26 protein-coding genes are annotated in these 24,689 nt (G+C 77.0%); 16 read left to right on the forward strand and 10 right to left on the reverse strand.

Features of this window, described 5'->3' with window-relative positions:
* Positions 1-21 precede the first annotated feature (21 nt).
* Positions 22-2,091, forward strand: a complete 2,070-nt coding sequence (gene paaZ, locus CHB98_RS09225; protein WP_089305325.1) for a phenylacetic acid degradation bifunctional protein PaaZ — start codon at positions 22-24, stop codon at positions 2,089-2,091.
* A 3-nt stretch (positions 2,092-2,094) separates the two neighbouring features.
* Here paaZ and CHB98_RS09230 read toward each other — a convergent pair whose 3' ends face one another.
* Complete coding sequence (locus CHB98_RS09230) at positions 2,095-2,406, reverse strand: STAS domain-containing protein (protein ID WP_089305326.1); 312 nt, start codon at positions 2,404-2,406, stop codon at positions 2,095-2,097.
* Between the two features lie 119 nt (positions 2,407-2,525).
* On the opposite strand from CHB98_RS09230, the gene CHB98_RS09235 reads away from it, so the two are divergent.
* The 8 genes from CHB98_RS09235 to CHB98_RS09275 all read left to right on the forward strand — a co-directional run bounded on the left by CHB98_RS09235 (position 2,526) and on the right by CHB98_RS09275 (position 8,357).
* Complete coding sequence (locus CHB98_RS09235; RefSeq protein ID WP_245821037.1) at positions 2,526-3,119, forward strand: hypothetical protein; 594 nt, start codon at positions 2,526-2,528, stop codon at positions 3,117-3,119.
* A gap of 91 nt (positions 3,120-3,210) precedes the next feature.
* Positions 3,211-4,917 (forward strand): bifunctional metallophosphatase/5'-nucleotidase, encoded by a 1,707-nt coding sequence (locus tag CHB98_RS09240; protein ID WP_089305328.1) that lies wholly within the window; start codon positions 3,211-3,213, stop codon positions 4,915-4,917.
* Positions 4,918-5,091: 174 nt separating this feature from the next.
* On the forward strand, positions 5,092-5,415 hold the full coding sequence (locus CHB98_RS09245; RefSeq protein ID WP_089305329.1) for a hypothetical protein: 324 nt from the start codon (positions 5,092-5,094) through the stop codon (positions 5,413-5,415).
* On the forward strand, positions 5,415-5,603 hold the full coding sequence (locus tag CHB98_RS09250; RefSeq protein WP_089305330.1) for a hypothetical protein: 189 nt from the start codon (positions 5,415-5,417) through the stop codon (positions 5,601-5,603). The genes CHB98_RS09245 and CHB98_RS09250 overlap by 1 nt, the downstream gene beginning before the upstream one ends.
* Positions 5,564-6,343 (forward strand): DUF222 domain-containing protein, encoded by a 780-nt coding sequence (locus CHB98_RS09255; RefSeq protein WP_089305331.1) that lies wholly within the window; start codon positions 5,564-5,566, stop codon positions 6,341-6,343. Before CHB98_RS09250 ends, CHB98_RS09255 begins: the two co-directional genes overlap by 40 nt.
* A gap of 576 nt (positions 6,344-6,919) precedes the next feature.
* Positions 6,920-7,171 carry a hypothetical protein gene (locus CHB98_RS09260; protein ID WP_089305332.1) on the forward strand — a complete coding sequence of 84 codons (252 nt, stop codon included), beginning with the start codon at positions 6,920-6,922 and terminating at the stop codon, positions 7,169-7,171.
* 28 nt (positions 7,172-7,199) lie between these two features.
* The gene (locus tag CHB98_RS09265) at positions 7,200-7,685 is read left to right on the forward strand and encodes a GNAT family N-acetyltransferase (RefSeq protein WP_089305333.1); all 486 of its coding nucleotides are present in this window, start codon (positions 7,200-7,202) and stop codon (positions 7,683-7,685) included.
* A 384-nt stretch (positions 7,686-8,069) separates the two neighbouring features.
* The gene (locus tag CHB98_RS09275) at positions 8,070-8,357 is read left to right on the forward strand and encodes a hypothetical protein (RefSeq protein ID WP_089305334.1); all 288 of its coding nucleotides are present in this window, start codon (positions 8,070-8,072) and stop codon (positions 8,355-8,357) included.
* Positions 8,358-8,360: 3 nt separating this feature from the next.
* On the opposite strand, the gene CHB98_RS09280 is transcribed toward CHB98_RS09275, so the two are convergent.
* Positions 8,361-9,404 carry an alkaline phosphatase D family protein gene (locus CHB98_RS09280; protein WP_218822311.1) on the reverse strand — a complete coding sequence of 348 codons (1,044 nt, stop codon included), beginning with the start codon at positions 9,402-9,404 and terminating at the stop codon, positions 8,361-8,363.
* Positions 9,405-9,428: 24 nt separating this feature from the next.
* Positions 9,429-9,929: a PhoD-like phosphatase N-terminal domain-containing protein gene (locus CHB98_RS22020; RefSeq protein ID WP_218822312.1), complete on the reverse strand. Its 501-nt coding sequence runs from the start codon at positions 9,927-9,929 to the stop codon at positions 9,429-9,431.
* Positions 9,930-10,148: 219 nt separating this feature from the next.
* On the opposite strand from CHB98_RS22020, the gene CHB98_RS09285 reads away from it, so the two are divergent.
* On the forward strand, positions 10,149-10,721 hold the full coding sequence (locus CHB98_RS09285) for a hypothetical protein (protein WP_143425045.1): 573 nt from the start codon (positions 10,149-10,151) through the stop codon (positions 10,719-10,721).
* 138 nt (positions 10,722-10,859) lie between these two features.
* A complete protein-coding gene (locus tag CHB98_RS09290) occupies positions 10,860-11,285 on the forward strand; it encodes a hypothetical protein (RefSeq protein WP_089305336.1) in 426 nt (141 codons plus the stop codon).
* A gap of 26 nt (positions 11,286-11,311) precedes the next feature.
* Here the strand turns inward: CHB98_RS09290 and CHB98_RS09295 are convergent, their stop codons facing one another.
* On the reverse strand, positions 11,312-11,602 hold the full coding sequence (locus tag CHB98_RS09295; RefSeq protein WP_089305337.1) for a DUF1540 domain-containing protein: 291 nt from the start codon (positions 11,600-11,602) through the stop codon (positions 11,312-11,314).
* Positions 11,603-11,784: 182 nt separating this feature from the next.
* Here CHB98_RS09295 and CHB98_RS09300 point away from each other — a divergent pair, with 182 nt between their 5' ends.
* Positions 11,785-12,384, forward strand: coding sequence for an AAA family ATPase (locus tag CHB98_RS09300; RefSeq protein WP_218822313.1), 600 nt, complete (start codon positions 11,785-11,787; stop codon positions 12,382-12,384).
* A gap of 15 nt (positions 12,385-12,399) precedes the next feature.
* Here the strand turns inward: CHB98_RS09300 and CHB98_RS09305 are convergent, their stop codons facing one another.
* Positions 12,400-12,831 (reverse strand): DUF5313 family protein, encoded by a 432-nt coding sequence (locus CHB98_RS09305; protein WP_089305339.1) that lies wholly within the window; start codon positions 12,829-12,831, stop codon positions 12,400-12,402.
* A gap of 189 nt (positions 12,832-13,020) precedes the next feature.
* Between CHB98_RS09305 and CHB98_RS09310 the strand changes: the two genes are divergently transcribed.
* On the forward strand, positions 13,021-13,842 hold the full coding sequence (locus CHB98_RS09310) for a sulfurtransferase (RefSeq protein WP_089305340.1): 822 nt from the start codon (positions 13,021-13,023) through the stop codon (positions 13,840-13,842).
* Between the two features lie 6 nt (positions 13,843-13,848).
* On the opposite strand, the gene CHB98_RS09315 is transcribed toward CHB98_RS09310, so the two are convergent.
* On the reverse strand, positions 13,849-15,714 hold the full coding sequence (locus CHB98_RS09315; protein WP_089305341.1) for a putative bifunctional diguanylate cyclase/phosphodiesterase: 1,866 nt from the start codon (positions 15,712-15,714) through the stop codon (positions 13,849-13,851).
* 191 nt (positions 15,715-15,905) lie between these two features.
* On the opposite strand from CHB98_RS09315, the gene CHB98_RS09320 reads away from it, so the two are divergent.
* The 3 genes from CHB98_RS09320 to CHB98_RS09330 all read left to right on the forward strand — a co-directional run bounded on the left by CHB98_RS09320 (position 15,906) and on the right by CHB98_RS09330 (position 18,294).
* The gene (locus CHB98_RS09320) at positions 15,906-17,054 is read left to right on the forward strand and encodes a zinc-dependent alcohol dehydrogenase (RefSeq protein WP_089305342.1); all 1,149 of its coding nucleotides are present in this window, start codon (positions 15,906-15,908) and stop codon (positions 17,052-17,054) included.
* Positions 17,055-17,067: 13 nt separating this feature from the next.
* Positions 17,068-17,652: a hypothetical protein gene (locus CHB98_RS09325; protein WP_089305343.1), complete on the forward strand. Its 585-nt coding sequence runs from the start codon at positions 17,068-17,070 to the stop codon at positions 17,650-17,652.
* 123 nt (positions 17,653-17,775) lie between these two features.
* Positions 17,776-18,294: an inorganic diphosphatase gene (locus CHB98_RS09330; RefSeq protein WP_089305344.1), complete on the forward strand. Its 519-nt coding sequence runs from the start codon at positions 17,776-17,778 to the stop codon at positions 18,292-18,294.
* Positions 18,295-18,310: 16 nt separating this feature from the next.
* Here CHB98_RS09330 and CHB98_RS09335 read toward each other — a convergent pair whose 3' ends face one another.
* From CHB98_RS09335 to CHB98_RS09350, 4 genes are read right to left on the reverse strand one after another with little or no spacing between them, the layout of a single operon-like run.
* Positions 18,311-19,468 (reverse strand): MalY/PatB family protein, encoded by a 1,158-nt coding sequence (locus CHB98_RS09335; RefSeq protein WP_089305678.1) that lies wholly within the window; start codon positions 19,466-19,468, stop codon positions 18,311-18,313.
* Entirely contained in the window at positions 19,461-22,316 is a 2,856-nt protein-coding gene (locus tag CHB98_RS09340; RefSeq protein WP_089305345.1) for an FAD-binding and (Fe-S)-binding domain-containing protein, read from the reverse strand. The genes CHB98_RS09335 and CHB98_RS09340 overlap by 8 nt, the downstream gene beginning before the upstream one ends.
* Before the next feature lie 55 nt (positions 22,317-22,371).
* Positions 22,372-23,595: a lycopene cyclase family protein gene (locus CHB98_RS09345; RefSeq protein ID WP_179224373.1), complete on the reverse strand. Its 1,224-nt coding sequence runs from the start codon at positions 23,593-23,595 to the stop codon at positions 22,372-22,374.
* A 53-nt stretch (positions 23,596-23,648) separates the two neighbouring features.
* Positions 23,649-24,602 carry an alpha/beta hydrolase gene (locus tag CHB98_RS09350; protein ID WP_179224375.1) on the reverse strand — a complete coding sequence of 318 codons (954 nt, stop codon included), beginning with the start codon at positions 24,600-24,602 and terminating at the stop codon, positions 23,649-23,651.
* Positions 24,603-24,689 lie beyond the last annotated feature (87 nt).

Consider the following 24,689-nt stretch of genomic DNA (forward strand, 5'->3'; position numbering starts at 1 on the left):
TCCCGCCGCCGAGGAGCCCCGATGACCGCACCCCTGCTCGAGAGCTACGCCGCCGGCCGCTGGTACGCCGCGCCGGACGAGGGGACGCCGATCGCCGACGCCGTGACCGGGGAGACCGTCGCCCGGGTCAGCAGCACCGGCCTGGACGTCGCCGCGATGCTGCACCACGCCCGCACCGTCGGCGGGCCGGCGCTGCGCGAGCTGACCTTCCACCAGCGGGCCGGGCTGCTCAAGCAGCTGGGCCTGCGGCTGGTGGCCGGCAAGGACGCCTTCCATGCCCTGTCCCGCCGCACCGGCGCCACCGACGCGGACAGCGCGGTCGACGTCGACGGCGGCTTCGGCACGCTGCTGTCCTACGCGTCGAGGGCCCGCCGCGAGCTGCCCGACGACACGACCGTGCTCGACGGCCCGGTCGAGCCGCTCGGCCGGGGTGGCACGTTCCTCGGCCAGCACCTGTACACCCCGCTGCGGGGGGTGGCGGTGCAGGTCAACGCGTTCAACTTCCCGGTGTGGGGCTTCCTGGAGAAGCTGGCCCCGGCCTTCCTCGCCGGCGTGCCGACGATCGTCAAGCCGGCGAGCCAGACCGCCTACCTCACCGAGGCGGTCGTGCGGGAGGTCGTCGGCAGCGGCCTGCTGCCGGAGGGCTCCGTGCAGCTGCTCGCGGGCAGCCCGGCAGGCCTGCTGGACGGGCTGAGCGGCCAGGACCTGGTGTCCTTCACCGGGTCGGCCGCGACCGCGCGCAAGCTGCGCAGCCACCCCGCCGTCGTGGCCGGCTCGGTGCGGTTCAACGCCGAGGCCGACTCGCTCAACTGCTCGGTGCTCGGGCCCGACGCCGGCCCGGGCACCCCCGAGTTCGACCTGTTCGTCGACCAGCTGGTCACCGAGATGACGGTCAAGGCCGGCCAGCGGTGCACGGCCATCCGCCGGGCGCTCGTCCCGCGCCACCTGGTCGACGACATGGTCGGGGCCACCCGGGAGCGGCTGGCGGACGTCGTCGTCGGCGCGCCGGGGGCCGAGGGCGTGACCATGGGCGCCCTGGCCAGCCTGGACCAGCGCGAGGAGGTGCTGCGCTCGGTCAAGGCGCTGCGCGGCGTGGCCGAGCTGGTCGCCGGGGACCCCGAGCACTTCGCGGTCGTCGGGGCCGACCGCGACCGCGGTGCCTTCCTGCCGCCGCTGCTGCTGCGCTGCGACGACCCGGCCGCCGCCGAGCCGCACGACGTCGAGGCGTTCGGCCCGGTCAGCACGGTGCTGCCCTACGAGGTCACCGGCGCGGGTGGCGCGGCGCAGGCCGTGGAGCTCGCCGCCCGCGGTCAGGGCAGCCTGGTCGGCTCGGTGGTGACGCACGACCGGGAGTTCGCCCGGGATTTCGTGCTCGGCGCCGCGCACGCCCACGGCCGCGTCCTGGTGCTCGACCGGGACGACGCCGGCGAGAGCACCGGCCACGGCTCCCCGCTGCCGGTGCTCGTGCACGGTGGTCCCGGCCGCGCCGGAGGCGGCGAGGAGCTCGGGGGCATCCGCGGCGTGCTGCACCACATGCAGCGCACCGCCGTGCAGGCCTCGCCGGACGTGCTCACCGCGGTCGGCGGCCGCTGGGTCCGCGGGGCGGAGCGGCACGACGACGGCGTGCACCCGTTCCGCAAGTCGCTGGCCGAGCTGCGCATCGGCGACTCGGTCACCGCCGGCCCGCGGGCGGTGACGCTGGAGGACATCGAGCACTTCGCCGAGTTCACCGGCGACACCTTCTACGCCCACATGGACGAGCGGGCCGCCGCCGCGAACCCGCTCTTCGGCGGCCGGGTGGCGCACGGCTACCTGATCGTCTCGTGGGCCGCCGGGTTGTTCGTCGACCCGGACCCCGGCCCGGTGCTGGCCAACTACGGCGTCGACGACCTGCGCTTCCTCACCCCGGTCAAGCCGGGGGAGGAGCTGACCGTCACGCTCACCTGCAAGCAGATCACCCCGCGCGGCGGCGCCGACCACGGCGAGGTCCGCTGGGACGCCGTCGTCGTCGACACCGACGGGCGGCCGGTCGCGACCTACGACGTGCTCACCATGGTGGCCAGGACGTGGCCGCCGGCGTCCGGGAGCTGACCGTCAGCCCCGCTCGCGGCCGGTCAGCACCCGGGTGACCGCCGGGGAGGGGCGCAGCTCGACCGGGCGGCCGGCGCGTTCGGCGGCCTCCACGTGGTCGAGCAGCAGTTCCGCCCCGGGCGCGGACAGGGCGGTCACCGAGCGGGCGTCGATCCGGTCGACGCGCGCCGGCTCCCGGCCGTAACGCCGCCAGAAGGCGTCGACGGCGGCGGCGTCGACGGCGCCGGCCAGGCACAGCAGCCGCCCGCCGGTGGTGTTCAGCAGGCGCACGACGCCGCGCCGGTTGGCGGGGTCGTCGGCGCTCTCCGGGGTCACCGGCCCAGTGTGCGACCGCGGCAGCGGGTAGGCCCGTGCGCATGGATGCGAGCACACCAGCGGGGTCGCGGCCACACCGGCGGGAGGCCGAGGGCCTGGCCCGTCAGCTGGACCGGCCGATGAGCGTGCTCGGGCTGGTGTTCGTGCTCGTCGTCCTCGGGCAGTCGTTGGCCCGTGAGGCCTGGCTGGTCACCACGCTGACGGTCGCCGGCTGGGTGCTGTGGGCGGTGTTCGTCGTGGAGTTCTCCCTGCGCGCGTACCGGGCGCCCGACCGGCGGCGGTTCTGGGCGCGCAACTGGTGGCAGCTGGTGTTCCTCGCCGTCCCGTTCCTGCGGTTCGTCCGCGCGCTGTCGGTGCTGCGGGTGGCGCGGCTCGGCGGGATCCTGTCCGCCGCCGTCCGGGGCTCGCGGTCGGCCGGCCGGCTGCTGACCGGGCGGATCGGCTGGCTCGTCGGGGTCACCGGCGTCGTCGTCCTGGCGGTGAGCCAGCTGCTCTACGTCACCGGCGACTACGACGCCTACGCGACGGCGCTGCACCAGACGGCGCTGGCCACGATCACCGGCGAGCCGCTGGCTGCCGAGGGTGGGTTGGCCCGCGTGGTCGAGGTCGTGCTGGCCGTCTACTCGGTCGCCGTCTTCGCCACGCTGGCCGGCGCGCTGGGTGCCTACTTCCTCGGGCGTGGCCCCGGCGGGTTGGGCACGGTGGAGCCCTGACCCTCGCTGTTCACCCGGCCGGGTTCCACACGGCCATGCTGGCGACATAGCGTGCGGACGCTCTGACTCGTCGTCGACGGAGGAGAACCCGATGAGGCCCCGTCCCCTGACGGCCGCGACCGCACCCGCGTGCCTGGCCGTCCTCGCCCTCGCCACCGCCGCCCCCGCGGCCGCCGCGCCGACGCACGAGGCCGGCCCCCCGCCGGTCGACGTCCAACTGCTGGCCTTCAACGACTTCCACGGCGCGCTGCAGCCGCCGTCCGGCTCCGGCGGGCGGGTGACGATGGCCGACGGCAGCACCGTCGACGCCGGCGGCCTGGCCTCCTTCGCCACGCACCTGCGCCAGTTGGAGGCGGAGGCCGAGCACAGCCTCACCGTCAGCAACGGCGACATGATCGGCGGCAGCCCGTTCCTGTCCGCGCTGTTCCGCGACGAGCCCACCGTGGACGCCATGGACGCCCTCGGCCTCGACATCGCGACCGTGGGCAACCACGAGTTCGACGAGGGCGTCGACGAGCTCCAGCGGATCGTCGACGGCGGCGCCTGCCACCCGGAGGACGGCTGCCTGGACGGCGACGGCTACGACGGGTCGGACGCCACCTGGCTGGCCGCCAACGTGGTGGTCCGCGACACCGGCGAGCCGATCCTCCCGCCGTACGTCGTCCACCGCTTCGACGGCGTCGAGGTCGGCGTCATCGGGCTGACCCTGGACGAGACGCCGTCGATCGTCTCCGCCGAGGGCATCGCCGACAACGAGTTCCTCGACGAGGTCGCCACCATCAACCGCTACACCGCCGAGCTGCAGGCCGACGGCGTCGAGGCGATCGTCGTGTCGCTGCACGAGGGCGGGGAGGCCGGCGGCGGCCCCAACGCCTGCGAGGAGCCGACCGGCCCGGCCTTCGACATCGCCGAGCGCGTCACCGACGCCGTCGACGTCGTCCTGACCGGCCACTACCACAACGGCTACGTGTGCCAGGGCGAGGACGAGGTCGACGGCAAGCTGGTCACCCAGGCGCTGTCCAACGGCCGGCTGATCACCGACGTGGACCTGCAGGTCGACCGGCGGACCGGCGACGTCGTGTCCAAGGCGGCCGAGAACGTCGTCGTCAGCCGGGACGTCACGCCCGACGCGGAGGCCCAGGCGCTGGTCGACCGGTACGCCGCGCTGGCCGAGCCGATCGCCGACGAGCCGGTCGGGGCGGTCACCGCGGACGTCGTGCGGGCCCAGGAGCCGCTGGTCGGCGACCTGAACGGGGAGTCCCCGCTGGGCAACCTGATCGCCGACGCCCAGCTCGCGGCCACCGACGACGAGGCCGGCGCGGTCGCGGCGTTCATGAACCCCGGCGGCGTGCGCGCGGACCTGCTCCAGGCGTCCTCCGACGCCGGCGAGGGCGAGGGGGTGGTCACCTTCGGCGAGGCGTTCGAGGTGCAGCCGTTCAACAACCTGCTCACCACGCTGGACCTCACCGGTGCGCAGCTGTACGCGCTGCTGGACCAGCAGTTCGCCGTCGGCCGGGTGCTGGCCCCGTCGGACTCGGTGCGCTACACCGTCGCCGCGGACGGCAGTGCCGTGGTGCCCGGCTCGCTCACCATCGGCGGGACGGCGGTCGACACCGCCGCGACCTACCGGATCACGGTGAACAACTTCCTGGCCGGGGGCGGTGACGGGTTCACCGTGCTGACCGAGGGGACGAACGCGGTCAACCAGCCCGGCTTCGACGTCGACGCGCTGATCGCGTACCTGTCTGCTGAGCCGGTCGCCCCGCCGGCCACGGACCGGATCACCGTCGCCGGCTGACGCCGGCACCACCGCGGCGGGCGTCGCCGGTCCTCGTGACCGGCGGCGCCCGCCGTCGTCCGTGCCCACCCGGGCCCGCGTCGTGCAGTGCCGGTCCACCGCGAGCCCATCCCGTCTACGCTCGACCTGCGCCTTTCTCTTGCCACCGTCACTGGTCGAACGCATGATCGACACGTGTCCGACGCCGTCCTCGCAGCCGCTTCGGGTGTGGTGGCGCCCGGTGTGGGGTGGGCGTCGGGTCCGCTGGGCGCGGTGCAGGCCGCCGACCGGGAGATGGCCCGCCAGCTGGCGGTGCGGGCGCGGGCGGTGGCCGCGTTCGCGGCGTCCCGGCCGGCGTCGGCCGACCGGGCGCCGGGTGCGCCCGGGGCGATGTCGGCGGAGCGATGGGCGGCCCGGTCCGAGGTGCTGCAGCCGGTGTCGGAGTGGGCGACCCCGGAGCTGGCTGTTGCGCTGAACCTGACCGGCCGGCGGCGGAGGCGTTGCTGGTCGAGTCGTTGATGCTGGTGCACCGGCTGCCGGGCACGCTGGCCGCCCTGGAGGCCGGGGTGGTGCACCGCGGGCACCTGTGGCACCTGCTGGACAAGGTCGCCCCGATCGCCGAGGACGGGGTGCGCGCGCGCAGGCGGAGGCCGAGCTGCTCGCCTGGGTGGGCCGCCGGCAGCGGGTCACCACGCCGGCGCAGCTGAGCGCGAAGGCGCGGGTGGTGGTGGCCCGCCGGGACGCCGCCGCCCACGCGCGCCGGCTGGCGACCGCGCTGCGCGGGCGCGGGGTGTTCCTGCGCCCGGAGCGGGCGGCGGGGATGGCCGCGCTCACGGTGGTGTGCACCATGCCGGAGGCGCGGGCGTTGCACGCCGCGCTGCTGGCCTGTGCCGACGCGCTGGCCGACGACCCCGACGGACCGCCGCGCACCCGCGGGGGGACGGCGGTCGATGCGCTGCTGGACCTGGTGCTGCGCCCGGGGGAGACGGACCTGCCGCCGGTGCGGGTGCTGCTGACCGTGGTCGCCTCGGTGGCCACCCTGCTGGGTGGGGACGCCCCCGGTGAGGTGGACGGTGAGCCGGTGCCCGCGGAGATGGTGCGCCGGCTGGCCCGGGCCTTCGCCGGCCTGGACCCCGTCGCCGCGGACCCTGACAGCGCGCACCCGCCCGGCGCGGACACCCCTGGCGCGGACACCCCCAGCTCGGACACCGCCGGCGCTGGAACCGCTGGCCCGGACACCCCCAGCGCGGACATCCCCAGCGTGGGCACCGACAGCGTGGGCACCGACAGCGCGGACACCGGCGACAGCCCGGACGCTCCGGTTGTCGGGGGACCGGGCCGGTGGTCCGATCGACCGGGCGGCGGACCAGCTGGATGCCGCGGACTTCGACCGGTGGCTGGACGAGCTGGTCCGCGAGGCGTTCGGCGACGCGCCGACCGCCGGTGACCCGGGCTGGTCACCCGGTACCCCGCCGGATCCCGGCGGGTGGGACGGCGGGGGTGATCGCCCGGCGCCGACCCTGGATGAGGACCTGCCCCCGCCGTCCGGTGACGGCTGGTGGTCGGCCGCGGACCGGGCGGTGCAGGACGCCGGGGCGGCGGTGCACGCCGCCGGGCTGGCCCTCGGGCACGCCGGGCGGGTGGTGCGCACCGCCCAGCGCGCCGACGCCGCCACCGAGACCACCTGGGCCGCCGGTCCGGCCGGGCGGGTGACCGCGGCCGACGACGCGCTCGCCGCGCTGGCCGCGGCCGCCGACGCCCAGCGCGGGGAGCTGGCCGCGCTGCTGGCCGCCACCGGCGGGGCGGGCTGGCCGACCGGCCCCGGATCGCGGTCACCGACGCGGTCAGCGGGGCGCTGCGCGCACTCACCGACCTGCCCGGGCTGCGCCGCGCCGGGCACTGCGCCCGCCCCGCCTGTCACCGCCGCCCGCACGCCTGCGGCCACGACCTCACCGGCCGCCCCGGCCTGGGCGCCCCCGGCCCCACCGGCGGCTACCGCCCCGGCGCCGACCTGTACCGGTGGGTGCGCGCCCGCGACCGGCGCTGCCGGTTCCCCGGCTGCCGCCGCCGCATCCCCACCGGCGGCGAGCTGGAGCACCTCCGCCGCTGGCCCGACGGGCCCACCGCCGCGGCCGACCTCGCCGGCTTCTGCACCACCGACCACCGCGGCAAGCACCAGGCCCCCGGCTGGACCCACACCCTGGGCCCGGACGGCACCCTCACCGTCACCACGCCCACCGGCCTGACCGCCGTCACCGACCCCCCGCCCTACTGACCGGTCGGCGGGGTGTGACAGTCAGCCCGTGCCGAGCGAGCCGACCGTCCGCGCCCTCACCGGGGACGACCGCGAGCTGCTCCGGACGGCGACCCTCGCCAACCTCGACTGGGCGGGCGGGCAGCGGTTCACCCAGCGGGACGTCGACGAGACCCCCGCCTTCCGCCACTACACCGACCTCCGGCCCGAGCGCGGCGACCTCGGGTTCGTCTCCGAACGGGGCGGGCTCGTCGTGGGCGTCGCGTGGCTGCTGTTCCTGGACGCCGGCGACCCCGGCTACGGCTTCGTCGCCGACGGCGTCCCGGAGCTGAGCGTGTGGGTGCGGCCCGGCCACCGCGGCGCCGGCATCGGCTCGGACCTCGTCCACAGGGTGCTCGCGGAGGCGCACGGGCGCGGGCTGCGGCGCGTGAGCCTGAGCGTCGAGGCGGGCAACCCCGCGGTGCACCTCTACCGCCGGTGCGGGTTCCGGCCCGTGGCCGGCGCCGCCGACGGGACCCTCGCCGTCGAGCTCTGACCGCCGCTCACCCCCAGTCGATGCGCGCGGCCAGCGCGTGCAGCCGCGCGCCGAGCACCGGGTCGAGCGAGGCGGCCCAGGCGACCCGGCCCAGGACGTGGTCCCGGAAGGTCGCCGGGTCGTGCCCGCGGGTCTGCCCGGCCCAGCCGTGCCGGGCGCAGTCGTGCAGCAGCGCGCGCAGCGCGTCCCGCTCCGGCCGGGCCGGGGTAGGCCGGGAGATCGGCTGACGCCGGTCGTCCTGCCCGCCCCGCCGCGCACGGGCAGCACGCCAGCGGCGGGACCGGCGTCCGCGCTGCTCACGGACGGGTGGCCCGCGTTGCGCCCGGTCGCCCGGTGCCGGAACGTCCTGCCGGCGGGGGGCCGCCGGGACGAGGAGAGGGACGGGTGGACGAGTCGGACCCGCGGCCGCGCAGCCGCTACGGACGGGCCGTCGGGCGGGGGCGGCAGCGCCACCGGGCCGAGGAGCGCGCCTGGATGGAGCACCACCTCAGCGAGCCGTTCGGCTCCTTCCTCGTCAGGCAGCTCGCCTGGGGCGCGCTCGGCTTCGCCTTCGGCCTGCTGGTCGGCGGCTGGACCTGGGCGGTGGTCAACGCCGTCGTGTTCACCGGCGCGGGGCTGGCCGGCCGCGCGTGGGTGCGGCGGCGGTACGACCGGGACACCGGGCGGGGGTAGCCCTCAGGCCGGCGTCAGGTCGGTCGTGTGCAGCACCCGCCCGCCGACGTCCCGCAGCTCCACGGTCATCACGCCGCTGTCGCCGTCGATGCGCACGTGCCCGAGGAACTGCGAGGTGTCGCTCGGCACCTCGTTGGGGGCCTCGGCGGTCCGCGAGAACACCACCTTCGGCCCGAAGGTCGCGTCCAGGTCGTTGGGCCCGAAGGTGCCGGCGTGCAGCGGGCCGGTGACGAACTCCCAGAACGGGTCGAAGTCGGTGAACGCGGCGCGCTCGGGCGAGTGGTGGTGGGCGGCGGTGTAGTGGACGTCGGCGGTCAGCCACACCACGTTCCGGACGCCGTGCCGCTTGAGGTCCGACAGCAGCCGGGCGACCTCGGTCTCCCGGCCCAGCGGACGGCCGGGGTCGCGGTTGGCGATGCCCTCCTGCGCCACCTCGCCGTCGGGCACCACCAGGCCCAGCGGCATGTCGGAGGCGACCACCTTCCACAGCGCCTTCGACGTCCGCAGCCGGCGGGCCACGCGGGCCAGCTGCTCCTCGCCGAGGATCCGCGTCTCGGGCCCCTCGGTGGCCAGGTTGGCGGTGTTCGGCCCGCGGTGGGTGCGCAGGTCGAGCGCGACGACGTCCACCAGGGGGCCGTGCGGGAGCACCCGCTCGACCCGGTCGCCGGCGATCGGCGTGTACTCGCGGAACGCCTGCCGGGCGCGGGCGGCCAGCGTGTCGACGTCCCGGACCGTGTACCGCTCGTCGGTGAGCACCTCGCCCGGGTACCAGTTGTTGGTGATCTCGTGGTCGTCCCACTGGACCACCAGCGGCACCTCGGCGGCCATGGCGCGCACGTTGGCGTCCATCAGGTTGTAGCGGTACTGGCCGCGGAACTCGTCGAGGGTCTCGGCGACCTTGCTCTTCTCCGGCGTGACGAGGTTGCGCCACAGCGAGCCGTCGGGCAGCTCGACGGTCTCCTCCAGCGGCCCGTCGGCGTACACGTTGTCGCCGGAGTGGATGAAGAAGTCCGGCTGCAGCCGGCGCACCGCCTCGAAGCCGGTCATCCCGCCGGTGCCGGGGTTGATGCCTCACCCCTGGCCGGCCACGTCCCCGGACCAGGCGAAGCTGACGTCCCGCCGGTCGCGCGGCGCCGTGCGCAGCCGGCCGACCAGCGCCTCCCCGAGCCGCCCGCCGTCGTCGAACCGCACCCGGTAGAACAGCTCCGTCCCGGCCGGCAGGCCCTCGAGGCGCACCTGCCCGGTGTGGTCGGTGTCCGGGCCGACGTCCACCGACCAGTGCCCGCGGGGTCGCCGGAAGTCCTCCGTCGCGGCCACCTCCACCAGCATCCGGGCCGGGCGGTCGGCCTTGGACCAGACCACCGCCGAGCGCGCCCGGACGTCCCCGCTCTGCACACCCCAGCGCGCCTCGGGGCGGGACCGCAGCAGTGCCGGGGCGCCCAGCGCGGCCGGCGCGGTGCCGCCCAGGGCGCCCAGGCCGGCCCCGGCGCCGAGGACCACGGCGCCCTGCAGCAGGTGCCGGCGGGACAGGCCGCGGGCGGCCGGGGGACGACGGTCAGGGGAGGGGGACACGGGCGGCTCCGTCCTCGGAGGGGCTGGGGACCCGGACCACGCTGCTGCGCCCGGCGGACCCCCGGACGACGCCCGGGTGCACGGACCGGGAGGACCGGGTGAACAGCGGTCCCGCTGATGTCCAGAGAGGCCACGGGCCACTGACAGGTCCGTCACAGGTTCCGGACCGATCCTCGTGTGGACGGCTGGACACACCGGCCGCGGAACGAGGAGACCACCATGCGCAGGAAGTTGGTCGTCGGCGCGGTAGCCGGCGCCCTGACGCTCACCGGGCTGGCCGTGGCCGTCCCGGCCGTGGCCGCCACCGACGAGACCGCCGGCACGTCGTCGACGGTCGTGGACCGCATCAAGGACGCGCTCACCGGCCTGGTCGACGACGGGTCCATCACCCAGGAGCAGGCCGACGAGGTCGCCACCACGCTCAGCGAGGCCGGCCCCGGCTGGCACGGCGGCCACCACGGCGGCGGCTGGCGCGGCCTGGACACCGCGGCCGAGACGCTGGGCATGACCGAGGACGAGCTGCGGACCGCGCTGCAGGCCGAGGACGCCACGCTGGCCAAGGTCGCCGAGGGGCAGGGCGTCGAGGTCGACGCGCTCGTCGACGCGCTGGTCACCGCCCAGCAGGAGGGCATCGCCGAGGCCGTCGAGGAAGGCGGCATGCCGCAGGAGGTCGCCGACGAGCGGCTGGCCGGCCTGGAGGAGAAGGTCACCGAGTGGGTCAACTCGACCCGCGAGGACCGTCCCTGGGGCGGCGGCCGCGGCTGGGGTGGCCCCGACCGCGACGACGACTGACCCCTGCAGCACCGGAACGGCGCCGCCCCGGCCGGGGCGGCGCCGTTCTGCCTGTCCCGGGCTGGACGTCGCGGCGAGCGGAGGTTAGCCTCGCCTAACCCGGTCGCAGGGCCCGGGGCACGACGCGATGGAGGTCCCGTGGGGCTGCGACTGCCGGTCGGAGACGTGACCGTGCTGCTGGGCCCGGCCGCGGCCCGGCACCGGGTGATGGCCGCGCTCGACGACGACAGCGGCCGCTGCGCCTCCGGGCACGCCGCCGTGCGGGTGCACCGCGTCGCCGCCTCGGCCGGTGACGACGTGCACCGGCGCATCGCGGCCATCGAGGCGGCCCGCGAACTCGGCGCCACCATCGTGCTCGTCGACCGGCTCACCGACGGCCTGACCGCCCCGGACCGGCGCGCGGTGCTCGCGGCGCTGCGCCCGGTCGCCACGGGCGGCCGGGCGGTGCTCGTGGACGACGACGACCCGGTGGCCGCGCTCGCCGTCGCGGACGGCGCGCTGCGGGCCGACCCGGCCGGCGGCCTGTCGGCCGAGCGGGTGGGGGACCCGGACCACCTGGTCTGAGTACCGGGCCTGACTACTGGGCCTGACTACCGCGCCTCGTAGGTCAGGCAGTCGGCCGCGTCGGCGCCCGGGCCGACGCGCACGCTCGGCGCGTGGCACTCCAGCTTGTCGTTGTGCACGCAGTCCGCCCGGTGGCAGGCCCCGACCAGCCCGGTGCGGTCCAGCCCGCCGCGGAAGCTGATCTCCACGAAGGTGCCGCAGTGGGCGTGGTCGCCACCCACCGTGATCGCGCCGGCGTGGCAACTGGACTCGGCGTTGTACGAGCAGCTGCTCACGGCGCAGGTCTGGACCTGGGGCATGTCCTGGAGAGAGGTCATGGACCCAGGTTGGCACAGCCGCACGGGCCCCGCCACGAAGCTGAGGCTTGCCTGACGTGCAGGTCAGCGGGCTGCCGAGCGCCCCGGACGGGTGATGTCCCGGTGATCTCACAGCCGGCGCGCGACCACCTCCGAGCCACGGCGGGGACCATGGGTCCCGGAGAGGGAGGAGGTGGCCGCACGTGGTCGTAGCGACCGGACCGGCCGCCACGGGGGACCGGCGGGCCTGCGGGCGTCGGGCACCGGGCGGCGTGCTCGTCGTGGTCGGGGGGCTGCCCGGGAGCGGGAAGACGACGCTGCTGCGCCGGCTGATGGCCGAGCGGGTGCCCGGGGTCGTCGGCCTGGACTCCGAGGACGTCGCCGCCCGGGTGCGGGCTCCGGGCGTCCCCTACCGGCTGGTCCGCCCGCTGGTGCACGGCTGGCACCGGGTGCGGGTGCTGTGCGCCGTCGCCGGGTCCGCCCCGGCCGTCGTGCTCACCGACCCGTGGACCCGCCCGTGGTGGCGCGCCGTCGTGCTGGGCACGGCGCGGCGCGCCGGCCGCTCGGTCCGGCTGGTGCTGCTGGACGCCCCGCGGGAGGTCGCCGAGAGCGGGCAGGCCGCGCGGGGCCGGGCGATCCCGGCGAGGTCGATGCGCCGGCACGCCGCCCGCTGGGAGGACCTGCTGCGGTCGGTGACCGGGCCGGACGGCGGTGCGGGGCCGGACCCGGTGACCGTCGTGGACCGGCCGCGGGCCGACCGGCTCACCCTGGCCGACGTCGTGCTCGGCCGGGCCGCGGCCTGAGCCCCGGCGGGGATCTCACCGACGGGCCCGCCGGCGGGCCGCCCGGCGCGCCGCGGCCGCCCGGCGGCGTTCCCGCTCCTGCTGCTCCCGGACCCGCGCGGCCCGCTCGCGGGCGGCCGTCGCCGTCCCGGGCGGGTAGCCGGCCTTCTTGACCCGGTTCTCGGTCGTCTCGGCCATGTAGGCCAGCGAGAAGACCAGCCCGAGCAGCAGCCCGCCGAGGGCGGTCATCAGCCGGATCCACGCCGGCGCGGGGACCAGCGCGACGATCAGCACGATGGGCACGGCCATCTGCACCAGCGCGCGGGCCAGGTGCCGCAGCCCCCAGGTGCGGGTCGTCGTGTCGTGCAGGACCCACGGGGAGTACCGGGCCGGCAGGCCGCCGCCCATGGCGTAGCCCAGCCAGCGCAGGACCCCGGGACGTGCGGGCGGCCGGCTCGTCGTCCCCATGCACGCAGTGTGGCCCGCCGCCGCGGGGCGGGCCGGGCCGGCCCGGGTGGGGCACGGCCGTGGAGGCGCCGCTGGTCGCAGCCCTCGGTGCCCTCATCGCGGTCGTGGAGGCGTGCGGGGCCGCCGTGGTCGTCGTCGGGGCGCTGTCTGGTGGCCCGGCCCGGCGGGCGCGGTCGTAGGGTCGCCGGCATGCTGCCCCCCGTCGTGGACCCGGCCTGGCTGCGCGTGCACGGGGGCGGGGTGGTGGTCGCCGACGTCCGCTGGTACCTCGACGGCCGGTCCGGCCGCGCGGCCTACGACGCCGGGCACCTGCCCGGCGCGGTGTTCGTGGACCTCGACCGGTGGCTGGCCGGGCCGCCCTCCCCGGCCGGCGGCCGGCACCCGCTGCCCGACCCCGCCGTCTTCGCCGAGGGCATGGCCGCCCTCGGCATCGGCGACGACGACACCGTGGTCGCCTACGACGACGCCGGCGGGGTCGTCGCCGCGCGCCTGGTGTGGATGCTGCGGGTGACCGGGCACGCAGCGGCCCTGCTCGACGGCGGGGTGCGGGCGTGGGACGGGCCGCTGGAGCAGGCGGCACCCGACCGCGCACCGGCCGTGTTCACCCCGCGTCCCTGGCCGGTCGAGCGCCTGGCCGGCGTGGAGGACGTGCTCGACCCGTCGGGGGTGGTCCTCGACGCCCGCGAGCCCGCGCGGTACCGCGGCGACCGGGAGCCGGTCGACCCGCGGGCCGGGCACGTGCCGGGGGCGGTCAACGTGCCCTGCCGGGGCAACCTGGACGGCGACGGGCGCTTCCTGCCGGCCGCCGAGCTGCGCCGCCGCTACGCCGAGGCCGGCGTGACCGGGGACGGCGACGTGGTCGTCTACTGCGGCTCGGGGGTCACCGCCTGCCACGACCTGCTGGCCCTGGAGGTCGCGGGCCTGCCCGCCGGGCGGCTGTACCCGGGCTCGTGGTCGCAGTACAGCGCCGACCCGGACCGGCCGGTCGTCGTCAGCGACCGGCCGTCCTGACGGCGGTCAGGGCCGGGCGGCGAGCACCGTCCCCGGACGGGGCGACGGGACCCCGGCGAGGGCGGTGGGGCCCTGCACGGCGGCGGGCCTGGGCCGGCCGAAGAGGTACCCCTGCGCGTGCGAGCAGGACAGCCGGCCGAGGACCGCGTGCTGCTCCTCGGTCTCGACGCCCTCGGCCACCACCCCGAGCTCCAGGCTGCGGGCCAGTTCGATGATCGAGGCCACCAGGGTGGTCGACCGACCACCGGAGCCCAGGTCCTGCACGAAGCTGCGGTCGATCTTCACCACGTCCGCGGGCAGTCGGCGCAGGTAGGACAGGCTCGAGTAGCCGGTGCCGAAGTCGTCGATGGCGATGCGGACGCCCAGGCGGCGCAGCGCCCGGAGGACGTCGACCACCGCCTCGACGTCATGGATGAGCACGCCTTCGGTCACCTCGAGGGTCACCTGCCCCGCGGGCAGCCCGCTGTCGGCCAGCACCGCGCGCACGGTGGACACCACGTCGTCGTCCAGCAGCTGCCGCGGGGAGAGGTTGACCGCGATGTCGATCGGCCGGCCGGCCTCCCACGACCACCGGGCCGCCTGGCCGGTCGCCTCGGCGAGCACCCAGCGGCCGATCTCGACGATGGCGCCGCTCTCCTCGGCCAGCGGGATGAAGTCCATCGGGGGCACCGGCCCACGGGTGGGGTGCTCCCAGCGCAGCAGCGCCTCGTAGCCGGTGGTCACCCCGTCGCTCAGGTCGACGGTCGGCTGGTAGTGGACCGCGAGCTGGCCGTCGGCGATGGCGGACTCCAGGTCGGTGATCAGCTCGGCCTTCGTCTGGGCGGCCTGCTCCATGCCCTCCGCGTAGACGACCACCCGGTTCTTGCCGGACGACTTCGCCAGGTACATCGCCAGGTCGGCGTTGCGCAGCAGCGTGCCCGCGGAGCGCTCGCCGGCCGAGGTGGAGTCAGCGACGCCGATGCTCACCCGCACGCTGATGGCCCGGCCCTCGATGACCACCGGGTCGGCCAGGGCGCCGAGCACCCGCTCGCCGATGCCCGCGGCCGTGCGAGCGGAGCCGGCCACGACGACGGCGAACTCGTCGCCCCCGAGCCGGGCCACCTGGTCGACCGAGCGCACGCAGTCTGCGATCCGCCGGCTGACGGTCGTCAACAGCTGGTCGCCGACGGCGTGCCCGCGGGAGTCGTTGACGTCCTTGAAGTCGTCGAGGTCGAGGAACAGCACGCTGGTCGGGCTCGAGCACCGCGCCAGCATCCGGGCGGTGGTCTCCAGCAGCAGCGTGCGGTTGGCCAGGCCGGTGAGCGGGTCGCGCAGCCCCTGCTGCTCGTTGAGCCGCCACGCGGCCAGGTGGGCCAGGCTCGCGGCCAGCACGAACGCCCCGTGCACGAGGGCCCATGTCCAGGGCGAGTGCGGCGCGGCGTCGGGCCCGAACACCGCGTGCGGGAACAGCGTGCCCACGACGCCGTGGTGCGCCAGGACGACGGCCAGCGCCATCCCGAAGGGCAGCCAGTCCTGGTAGAGCGCGGCCAGCCCGACCATGACGAAGAAGTGGCAGTGGGCCTCCGTGAGGCCCTCCGTCGACCAGACGAGGACCACAGAGGCCGTGAGCAGGCTGGCCGTGGCTGCCGCTGAGCGCAGCCCTCGGCCGGCCCCGGGCAGCACCGTGAGCAGCAGGGGGCAGGCGACGGCGAGCGTGACCAGGCCGGCGGCGAGCGGCGAGCGGCCGAGCAGCAGCGTCATGAGGCCGAGGCCCCCCGCCTGGGTGGCGGCGACCAGCAGGACGGCGCGGTGTCGCCGCTGCCACACCTCCTCGGGGAGGTGCCGGCCCTCGGGGAGGGCCGTCGCGAGCCGCTGGGGCAGTGCTCGGGTCATGCGGCTGTCTTCGACCGCGCGGCGATGGTCGTCCAGCGCACGCCGGGGCGGGTCATCCGTCCGGGGGTGCCGCAGGGGTCGGCCCGACTGGCCGCCGGCCGGCCGGTGGGTGAGGGTGCGGGGGTGCCGGGAAGCCGTCCCCGGCCGGCGGGCGGGGGTGCCCGCGCCCCTCCGAGCCGAGGAGCCCAGCGATGCGAGCCATGGTCTACCGGGGGCCGTACAAGGTGCGGGTCGAGGACAAGGACGTCCCGCGGATCGAGCACCCCAACGACGCGGTCGTGCGGGTGACGCTGGCCGCCATCTGCGGTTCCGACCTGCACCTCTACCACGGGATGATGCCGGACACCCGGGTCGGGCACACGTTCGGCCACGAGTTCATCGGCGTCGTCGAGCAGGTCGGCTCCTCGGTGCGGAGCCTGCAGGTGGGCGACCGGGTGATGGTGCCGTTCAACATCTCCTGCGGCAGCTGCTGGTTCTGCGTCCGCGGCCTGTACTCCAACTGCCACAACGTCAACCCCAACGCCACGGCGGTCGGCGGCATCTACGGCTACTCGCACACCACGGGCGGCTACGACGGCGGGCAGGCGCAGTACGTCCGCGTCCCGTTCGCCGACGTCGGGCCGGTGCGCATCCCCGACTGGATGCACGACGAGGACGCCGTCCTGCTCACCGACGCCGCCGCGACCGGGTACTTCGGCGCCCAGCTCGGCGACATCGCCGAGGGCGACACGGTCGTCGTCCTCGGCGCCGGGCCGGTGGGGCTGGTGGCCGCGCAGTCCGCGTGGCTGATGGGCGCCGGCCGGGTCATCGTGGTCGACCACCTGCAGGAGCGGCTGGACAAGGCGCGCACCATGGCGCACGCCGAGGTGCTCGACTACGACGAGCACGCCGACGTCGTGGTCGAGCTCAAGAAGCAGACCGACTTCCTCGGCGCCGACGTCGTCATCGAGGCGGCGGGTGCGGAGGCCGACGGCAACCTGCTGCAGCAGGTCGCCGGCACCAAGCTCAAGCTGCAGGGCGGCTCGCCGGTGGCGCTGAACTGGGCGATCGACGGCGTGCGCAAGGGCGGCACGGTCGCCGTCGTCGGCGCCTACGGGCCGATCCCCAACGCGGTGAAGTTCGGCGACGCCCTCAACAAGGGCCTCACCCTGCGGATGAACCAGACGCCGGTGAAGCGGCAGTGGCCGCGGATGTTCGAGCACGTGCGCAACGGCCACCTCACGCCGCGGGCGATGGTCACCCACCGGTTCCCGCTGGAGCACGTCGCGGAGGCCTACCACGTGTTCTCCGCCAAGCTCGACGGCTGCATCAAGCCGCTGATCCTGCCCGACGCGGCCTGAGGGGAGCGCCACCGTGACCGACCCCGACGTCCCCAGCGCCTACGTCCGGGACAAGCGCACCCCCCGCGAGACCCGCGAGCAGCTGCGGGCCCGCATCCCCGGGTGGGGCGCCGACCTCGACCCCGCCGACCGGCCGTCGTACCCGCGGCTGCGCTACGACCCGGGGGCCACCGGGGCGCACTGGGACTTCCCCGAGCGGCAGCCCGGCCACGAGGGCAGGGAGCGGTCGGTCGAGCACGCCTTCGTCACCCCGGTCTTCGGCACCGCCCAGCCGCTGCACGGCGTGTCCGGAGCGGTGCGCCGGTACGCCTACCGGCGGTTCAGCGAGGGCCGGCTGGCGCACTGGCTGCTGCTGGTCGCCGGTGACCGCCTCGACGCCTGGGGTGCCCACCTGCGCTCGTTCGCCTCCGCCCGCCCCGACGTGCCGGCCACCGGCCTGCGCACCGAGGCCACCCGGAGCGGGCCGCACTCCCGGCGCGGGCGCTCCGACGCCCGGCACCAGCTGCTCGACCCGGTCGTCGTCGCCGGGCCGTGGGTGGCCGGCGCGGCGGTGGCCTGGACCGGCGGCCGCCGGCTGGTGCGGGCCCTGCGCCGCTGACCCCGGAGGGCGCGGCCGGCCCGTACCGGGGTGGCGGGTTGACGCGTGCCGGGCGGCGGGCCAGGGTCGCCTGACGCGGACGGGTCCAGCGCCGGACGGCCGACCGCCGAGGAGGTACTGCCCGTGCGAGCCGACGTGATCGTCGAGATCCCCAAGGGGTCGCGGAACAAGTACGAGTACGACCACGGGGTCGGACGGATCCGGCTGCAGCGGATGCTGTTCACCGCGACCGGCTACCCGGGGGACTACGGCTTCGTGCCGGACACCCTGGCCGAGGACGGCGACCCCATCGACGCCCTGCTGCTGCTCGACGAGCCGACCTTCCCCGGCTGCCTGGTCACCGCCCGGGTCATCGGCGTGTTCTGGATGCACGACACCGAGGGCCGCGACGGCAAGCTGCTGTGCGTGCCGGCCGAGGACCCGCGGCACACCCACCTGCAGCGGCTCGAGGACGTCCCGATGCACCAGGTCGCCGAGATCTGGCACTTCTTCGAGATCTACGAGGCCCTGGAGCCGGGCAAGTCGGCCGAGACCCGCGGCGGCGGCTGGGAGGGCCGCAAGGACGCCGAGGCAGCGCTGGAGGACGCCCGGCGCCGGTACGCCGAGCAGGCCACGCCGGCGGCCACCGGCACGCTCGGCTGAGCGTCCGGGCCGGCGCTCAGCGGGCGGCCAGCGCGGCACCCATCTGCTCCACGGCCCGGGTCAGCACCGGCCGCGGGGTGGCGACGTTCAGCCGGACGAACGCCGAGCCGGCCGCGCCGCACAGCGTGCCGTCGGTCAGCGCCACCCCGGCCCGGTCGAGGAAGAAGGCGGCCGGGTCGGCCAGGCCCAGGTCGCGGCAGTCCAGCCAGGCCAGGTAGGTGCCCTCGGGCGGGGTGTACCGGGCGCCGGGCAGGTGGGTGGCGACGAGGTCGGCCAGCAGTCGGCGGTTGCCGTCCAGGTACCCGAGGACGTCGTCCAGCCAGCCGGCGCCGCCGGTGTAGGCGGCGGTGTTGGCGACCACGCCCAGGGTGGACGCGCCGTGCTCGGCGTGCAGCCCCACCCGCGCCCACAGCCCGGCGTCGGCGGCGTCGGACAGCACCAGCTGCGCGCACTTGAGACCGGGCAGGTTCCACGCCTTGGACGCCGACGTGGCGGTGACCGCGTGCCCGGCCGGGACGTCGCCGAGCGAGGCGTAGGGCACGTGCCGCGACCCCGGGAACACCAGCGGGGCGTGGATCTCGTCGGAGAACACCCGCCCGCCGTGCCGGTCGACCACCTCGGCGACCGCGGTCATCTCCGCCGGCTCCAGCACCCGGCCGATCGGGTTGTGCGGGTTGCACAGCACCAGCAGGTGCCCGCCGGCGCGGAAGGCGGCGTCCAGCGCGTCGAGGTCGTACACGTACCGGTCGCCGTCGCGGGCCATCGGCACCTCGATGGCCTCGCGGCCCAGCACCGCGGGCAGCGTGAGGAACGGCATGTACGCCGGCGTCGGCAGGACGACCGCGCTGCCCGGCCGGGAGAAGTGCTCGACCGCCGCGGCCAGGCCGGCCAGCACGTCGGCCACCGGGCGCACCCGCTCGGGCGGCACCTCCCAGCCGTACCGGTCGGCCGACCAGCCCGCGTACGCCTCGGCCATGCCGGTCAGCAGCCCCGGCGGCAGGTAGCCGAGGGCGCCGCCGGCCACCGCCGCGTGCAGCGCCTCGGTGACCGCGGGGGCGGTGCCGAGATCGGACTCCGCGACGAACATCCCGATGGCGTCGGGGTACAGCGTCCACTTCAGCCCGCCGCGGCGGCGCAGCTCCGCGACCGTCAGGTCGCCGAACGGGTCAGACACCGGCGGCCCGGGCCAGCAGCTGGGCCAGGTGCAGGCTGTCACGGCCGGCGAGCTGGTCGAGCTGGGTCCGGCAGGAGAACCCGTCGGCCAGCACGACGGCGTCCGGGCCGGCGGCGCGGACGGCGGGCAGCAGCTGCTGCTCGGCGATGGCCACCGACACCTCGTGGTGGCCGCGCTCCACACCCCAGTTGCCGGCCAGCCCGCAGCAGCCGCCCACCCGGGTGACCGTCGCGCCGGCCTCGCGCAGCAGCCGGGCGTCGGCGGTCCAGCCGAGGACGGCGTGGTGGTGGCAGTGCGGCTGGGCGACGACCTCCACCCCGGCCAGCGACGGCGGCGTCCAGCCCGGCGTCTGCTGCAGCAGCTCGGCGAGGGTCCGGGTGCCCGCGGCGACCCGCTCGGCGGCCGGCCCGCCGACCAGCTCCAGGGCCTCGTGCCGCAGCACCGCGGTGCAGGACGGCTCGACGCCGACGATCGGCACCCCGGCGTCGGCCAGCGGGGCGAGCAGCTCCACGGTGCGGCCCAGGGTGCGGCGGGCGGAGTCCAGCTGGCCGGTGGTGATCCAGGTCAGCCCGCAGCACGCCTCGGCCGGCGGCACCTGCACCCGGTACCCGGCGTGCTCGAGCACCGCGGCGGTGGCGAGGGCGACCTCGGGGGCGAAGTGGTCGGTGAACGAGTCCACCCACAGCGCGACCGCCCGCCCGCCCACCCCATGGCCCCCGTCGACCGCGGGCCGGTCCTGCCACCGCTGCCGGAAGGTGCGCTCGGAGAAGGCGGGCAGCGGGCGGCGCTGGTCCACGCCGGCGCCCCACTTCGCCAGCCGCCCGCCCAGCCGCGAGCCCGTGACCGCGTTGGCCAGCCGCGGCGCGCGGGCGGCGACGTCGGCCCACCGCGGCAGCCAGCCCAGCGTGTAGTGCGCGCGCGGGCGCAGCCGCCGCCGGTAGCCCTGGTGCAGCACCTCGGCCTTGTAGGAGGCCATGTCCACGCCGGTGGGGCAGTCGCGGGCGCAGCCCTTGCACGACAGGCACAGGTCCAGCGCCGCGTGCACCTCCGGCGCGCGCCAGTCCGTGACCGGCCCGCCGGGGGCGAGCAGCTCCTGCAGCACCCGGGCCCGGCCGCGGGTGTTGTCCTTCTCCTCCCGCGTCGCCGGCCACGACGGGCACATGACCGCCCCGGTGGCCTGCAGGTCGGCCCGGCACTTGCCGACGCCGGTGCAGCGGTGCACCGCGGCGGACAGGTCCCCGCCGTCGTGCCGGTAGGCCAGCGCCAGGGTGGGCAGGGTGGTCCTCGTCACGCGCGGCGCGGCGGCCATCCGGATGTCGTCGTCCACCCGCGCCGGGCGCACCAGCACGCCGGGGTTGAGCACGTCGGCGGGGTCGAACAGGCCCTTGACCCGCTCGAAGAGCTCCAGCGCGTGCGGCGGGAACATGGCCGGCAGCAGCTCGCTGCGGGCCCGCCCGTCGCCGTGCTCGCCGGACACCGAGCCGCCGTAGCGGGCCACCAGCGCGGCGGCGTCGGTCACGAAGTCGCGGTAGGCGCGCCGCCCGCGGTCGGGCTCGCGGCCGAACGGGAAGTCGACCCGGCCGTGCACGCAGCCGTCGCCGAAGTGCCCGTAGGGGACGCACTGCAGGCCGTGGGAGTCCAGCAGCGCGTCGAACTCGCGCAGGTAGGCGCCGAGGGCCTCGACCGGCACCGCGGCGTCCTCCCACCCGGCGTGCGCCGGGCGCCCGTCGGAGGTCCGCGCGGCCAGGCCGGCGCCGTCCTCCCGGATCCGCCAGATCGCCGCCGCCTCGGCGGGGTCGGTGACCACCCGGGAGTCCAGCGCGCCGGCGTCGGCCAGCACGCCGCGCGCCTTGGCCTGCACCTCGGCGGCGCTGTCGCCGGTCAGCTCGACGATCAGCCAGCCGTCGCCCCGGGGCAGGTCGGGCACCACGGCGGCCGGGACGTCGCGCAGCCGCTGCACGATCCGCTCGTCGAGGCCCTCGACGGCGGTCGGCCCGTGCGGCAGCAGCCCCGGTGTGGCGTCGGCGGCCTCGGCCATCGACGGGTAGCCGAGCACCACCAGGCCGCGGTGCGGGGCGTCGGCGACCAGCCGCACGGTGGCGCCGAGCACCACGGCCAGCGTGCCCTCGCTGCCCACGAGCGCGCGGGCGACGGAGAAGCCGTGCTCGGGCAGCAGGTGCTCCAGCGCGTAGCCCGACGCCTGCCGGCCGAACCGGCCGAACTCGGTGCGCAGCGTCGCCAGCTCGCCGTCCACCAGCTCGCGCAGCCGGTCGAGCACCCCGCCCGTCGACGCGCCGTCCGGCCCGAGCGTGAGCCGCTCGCCGGCGCCGGTGACGACGTCGAGGCCGACCACGTTGTCCGACGTCCGGCCGTAGCCCAGCGCGCGCGACCCGCAGGCGTTGTTGCCGATCATCCCGCCGATCGTGCAGCGGTTGTGCGTGCTCGGGTCCGGGCCGAAGCGCAGCCCGTGCGGCCGGGCCGCGACCTGCAGCGCCGACTGCACCACGCCGGGGTCGACGGTCGCCGTCCGGCTCTCGGCGTCGATCCGGTGCACCCGGGACAGGTACCGGCTGGTGTCGACGACGACGCCGGTGCCCACCGCGTTGCCGGCGATCGAGGTGCCGGCGCCGCGGGCGGTCAGCGGCACGCCGAGCTCGCGGCAGACGGCGAGGGTCGCCTCGATCTCGTCGGGGTGCCGGGGGCGGACGACGGCCCGCGGGAGCACCCGGTACAGCGAGGCGTCGGTGGAGTAGAGGGCCCGGGCCAGGCCGGAGTCGTCGACGTCGCCCACACCCGCGCGGCGCAGCGCCCCGGTCAGCTCGCCCACCGCATCCTGTACCTGAGTCATCGCCCGCTCCCTCGTCCGTGCCCCGGGTGACCGCACCCGGTGCGCGGTCTCCCTTCTACACCCCGCGGCGCGCGACCCCCCGCCGGAGCCGGCCGGCGCCCCGCGCGGCGACGGCGGTGCCGGTGCTGCGGGCGACGGTGCGCAGCAGGTGCGCGCGCTGCGGCGGGGGCAGGGCGGCGAAGGTGCGCGCCATGGTGGCGGCCACGGCCGACGGCGGGGAGCCGACGTCGAGGTAGGCCGCCCAGGAGCGCTCGGGCAGCGTGAAGAAGGCGGCGAAGAACGCGTCGGTGCCCGGCCCGTCGAGGGACAGCAGCACCTCCAGGCCGAGCCCGAGCAGCGCCGCCGTCGCCGGGGGGCGGGCCGCGCGCAGCACCCGGCGCACCGCGCGGCCGTCGCCGCCGGCGACCAGGGCGCCGGCCACCCGCGGGCCCAGCCGCAGCGAGGAGGCGACGCTGTAGCCGGTCGCCGGGTGCACCAGCCCGGCCGCGGCGCCCAGCGGCGTGCCCGCGCCGCCGGCGCGGCCGGCCGCCCCCAGCGGGATGGTCACCCGCTCGGGGTCGCCGACCGGGCGCAGGCCGTGCGCGGCCAGCACCCGGTCCAGGCGGGCGCGCAGGCCGGCCAGCGGCACCGGCGGCCGGGCGGCCAGCGAGGTGGCCTCCAGCAGCACGGTGCCGTCGTCGAGGTGCAGCCCGTAGAGGAACGCCGGGGGCGCGCCGGGGTCGGCCAGGGCGGCCCAGTCCATGAGCAGCGCGCCCCCGGCCGGGACCAGCGCGTCGGCCGGCCCGGGCACGACCTCGCCCCACGCCCGCTGCGCCGCGGTGCCCGGCCCGCCGCCGCGGGCGTCGAGCACGACCCCGGCCCGCACCTCGCTGCCGTCGTCGAGCTCGGCCACCTCCCGGCCGCCGTCGGCGCGCAGCCCGCGCACCCGGCCGGGCACCAGCTCGCCGCCGTGGCCGCGGAACCGGTCCAGCAGGGCGGCGTGCAGGACGTCGTTGCGCAGCCGCGCGTACCCCCGGGTCAGCCGTCGCTCGCCGCCCGCGGCGGTGCGGACCACGGTCGGGGAGCCGGTCGCCGCGACGGCGGCGGGGTCCAGGCCGAGCGCCGGCGCGGCGGCGGCCAGCTCGTCGTCCCACAGGCAGTAGGTGACCGGCCAGGGCCGCAGCACCGGCGCCACCAGCGCCGTCCGCAGCCCGGCGGCGGCACAGGCGGCCGCGGCCGACAGCCCGGCCGGACCGGCACCGACGACGGCGGCGTCGAGGCCCGCCGGGGTGCTGGTCACGGCGGCAGACCACCACACGGGAGCGCCCGGCGCCACCACCGGGTCGCCGGGGCTCAGCCGGTCAGCGCCCGCCGGATCGCCGCGGCGACCTCGTCGAGGGCCGGGTCCGCGTCGTCGTAGGTGTGCGGGTCGCCGAGGAAGCCGTGCAGGTGCCCCGGCCAGTGGCGGTGCTCGACCGGGACGCCGGCGGCACGCAGCCGGGCGGCGTAGGCGGCGCCCTCGTCGCGCAGCACGTCGTACCCCACGGTGACCACGTGGGCCGGGGCAAGACCGGCGACCGACGGGGCGCGCAGCGGGGAGGCGTCCGGCGAGGCGGGGTCGCCGTCGGGGCCGAGGTGGTGGTCCCAGTACCAGAGGCCGTCGTCGTAGGTGAGCCCGTAGCCGGTGGCGAAGTCCCGGTGGCTGGGGTGGACCGTGCCGTCGCGGTAGGCCACCGCGTCGAGCGTCGGGTGGAGCAGCACCTGGAGGGCCGGCGGCGGCGACCCGTCGTCGCACAGCCGGCGGGCCAGCACGGCGGCGTCGTCGCCCCCGGCGCTGTCCCCGGCGACGACGACGCCGCCCACGCCCTCACCGGCGAGCGCCGCGGCGTGCCGCAGGACCCAGCGGTAGGCGGCCTCCGCGTCGTCGACGGCGGCCGGGCAGCGGTGCTCCGGGGCCCGCCGGTAGCCGACGGCGACCACGACGGCCGGCACCCGGTTGGCCAGCCGGCGGGTGAGGCCGTCGTAGCTGTCCAGCGTGCCGGTCACGTGACCGCCGCCGTGCAGGTACAGCACGACCCCGACCGGCGGCGCGGCCGGCCGGTACACCCGCACCGGGACGTCGGCGCCCGGACCGGCCACCACCTCGTCGACCACCTCGTCGACCACCTCGGCGACCGGCTCGACCGGAGCCGGTGCGGGCCGGTCGGCCGCGGCACGGACCTGCGCGACGGTCAGCTCGTCGTCCGGCCGGACCCCCTCGTGGTGCAGCCGGTCGAGGAACGCGGCGGCCTGCGGGTGCAGGGTCACGGTCGCGATCCTGCACCCGGCGGTCCGTGTCCGCCCCTCGATGACCAGGGGAGCCGGTCGTTGCCGGTCCCGGCTCAGCGCCGGCAG

This window comes from Geodermatophilus pulveris (genome assembly GCF_900188375.1).
GTDB lineage: Bacteria > Actinomycetota > Actinomycetes > Mycobacteriales > Geodermatophilaceae > Geodermatophilus > Geodermatophilus pulveris.

Excerpts from the sequence above, each read along its gene's own strand:
- CHB98_RS09235 (WP_245821037.1), top strand. The coding sequence starts at position 2,526 with ATGAGCGTGCTCGGGCTGGTGTTCGTGCTCGTCGTCCTCGGGCAGTCG.
- CHB98_RS09250 (WP_089305330.1), top strand. The coding sequence starts at position 5,415 with ATGCTGGTGCACCGGCTGCCGGGCACGCTGGCCGCCCTGGAGGCCGGG.
- paaZ (WP_089305325.1), top strand. The coding sequence starts at position 22 with ATGACCGCACCCCTGCTCGAGAGCTACGCCGCCGGCCGCTGGTACGCC.
- CHB98_RS09340 (WP_089305345.1), bottom strand. The coding sequence starts at position 22,316 with ATGACTCAGGTACAGGATGCGGTGGGCGAGCTGACCGGGGCGCTGCGC.
- CHB98_RS09305 (WP_089305339.1), bottom strand. The coding sequence starts at position 12,831 with ATGGGGACGACGAGCCGGCCGCCCGCACGTCCCGGGGTCCTGCGCTGG.
- CHB98_RS09240 (WP_089305328.1), top strand. The coding sequence starts at position 3,211 with ATGAGGCCCCGTCCCCTGACGGCCGCGACCGCACCCGCGTGCCTGGCC.
- CHB98_RS09320 (WP_089305342.1), top strand. The coding sequence starts at position 15,906 with ATGCGAGCCATGGTCTACCGGGGGCCGTACAAGGTGCGGGTCGAGGAC.
- CHB98_RS09295 (WP_089305337.1), bottom strand. The coding sequence starts at position 11,602 with ATGACCTCTCTCCAGGACATGCCCCAGGTCCAGACCTGCGCCGTGAGC.
- CHB98_RS09315 (WP_089305341.1), bottom strand. The coding sequence starts at position 15,714 with ATGACCCGAGCACTGCCCCAGCGGCTCGCGACGGCCCTCCCCGAGGGC.
- CHB98_RS09310 (WP_089305340.1), top strand. The coding sequence starts at position 13,021 with ATGCTGCCCCCCGTCGTGGACCCGGCCTGGCTGCGCGTGCACGGGGGC.
- CHB98_RS09280 (WP_218822311.1), bottom strand. The coding sequence starts at position 9,404 with ATGACCGGCTTCGAGGCGGTGCGCCGGCTGCAGCCGGACTTCTTCATC.
- CHB98_RS09285 (WP_143425045.1), top strand. The coding sequence starts at position 10,149 with ATGCGCAGGAAGTTGGTCGTCGGCGCGGTAGCCGGCGCCCTGACGCTC.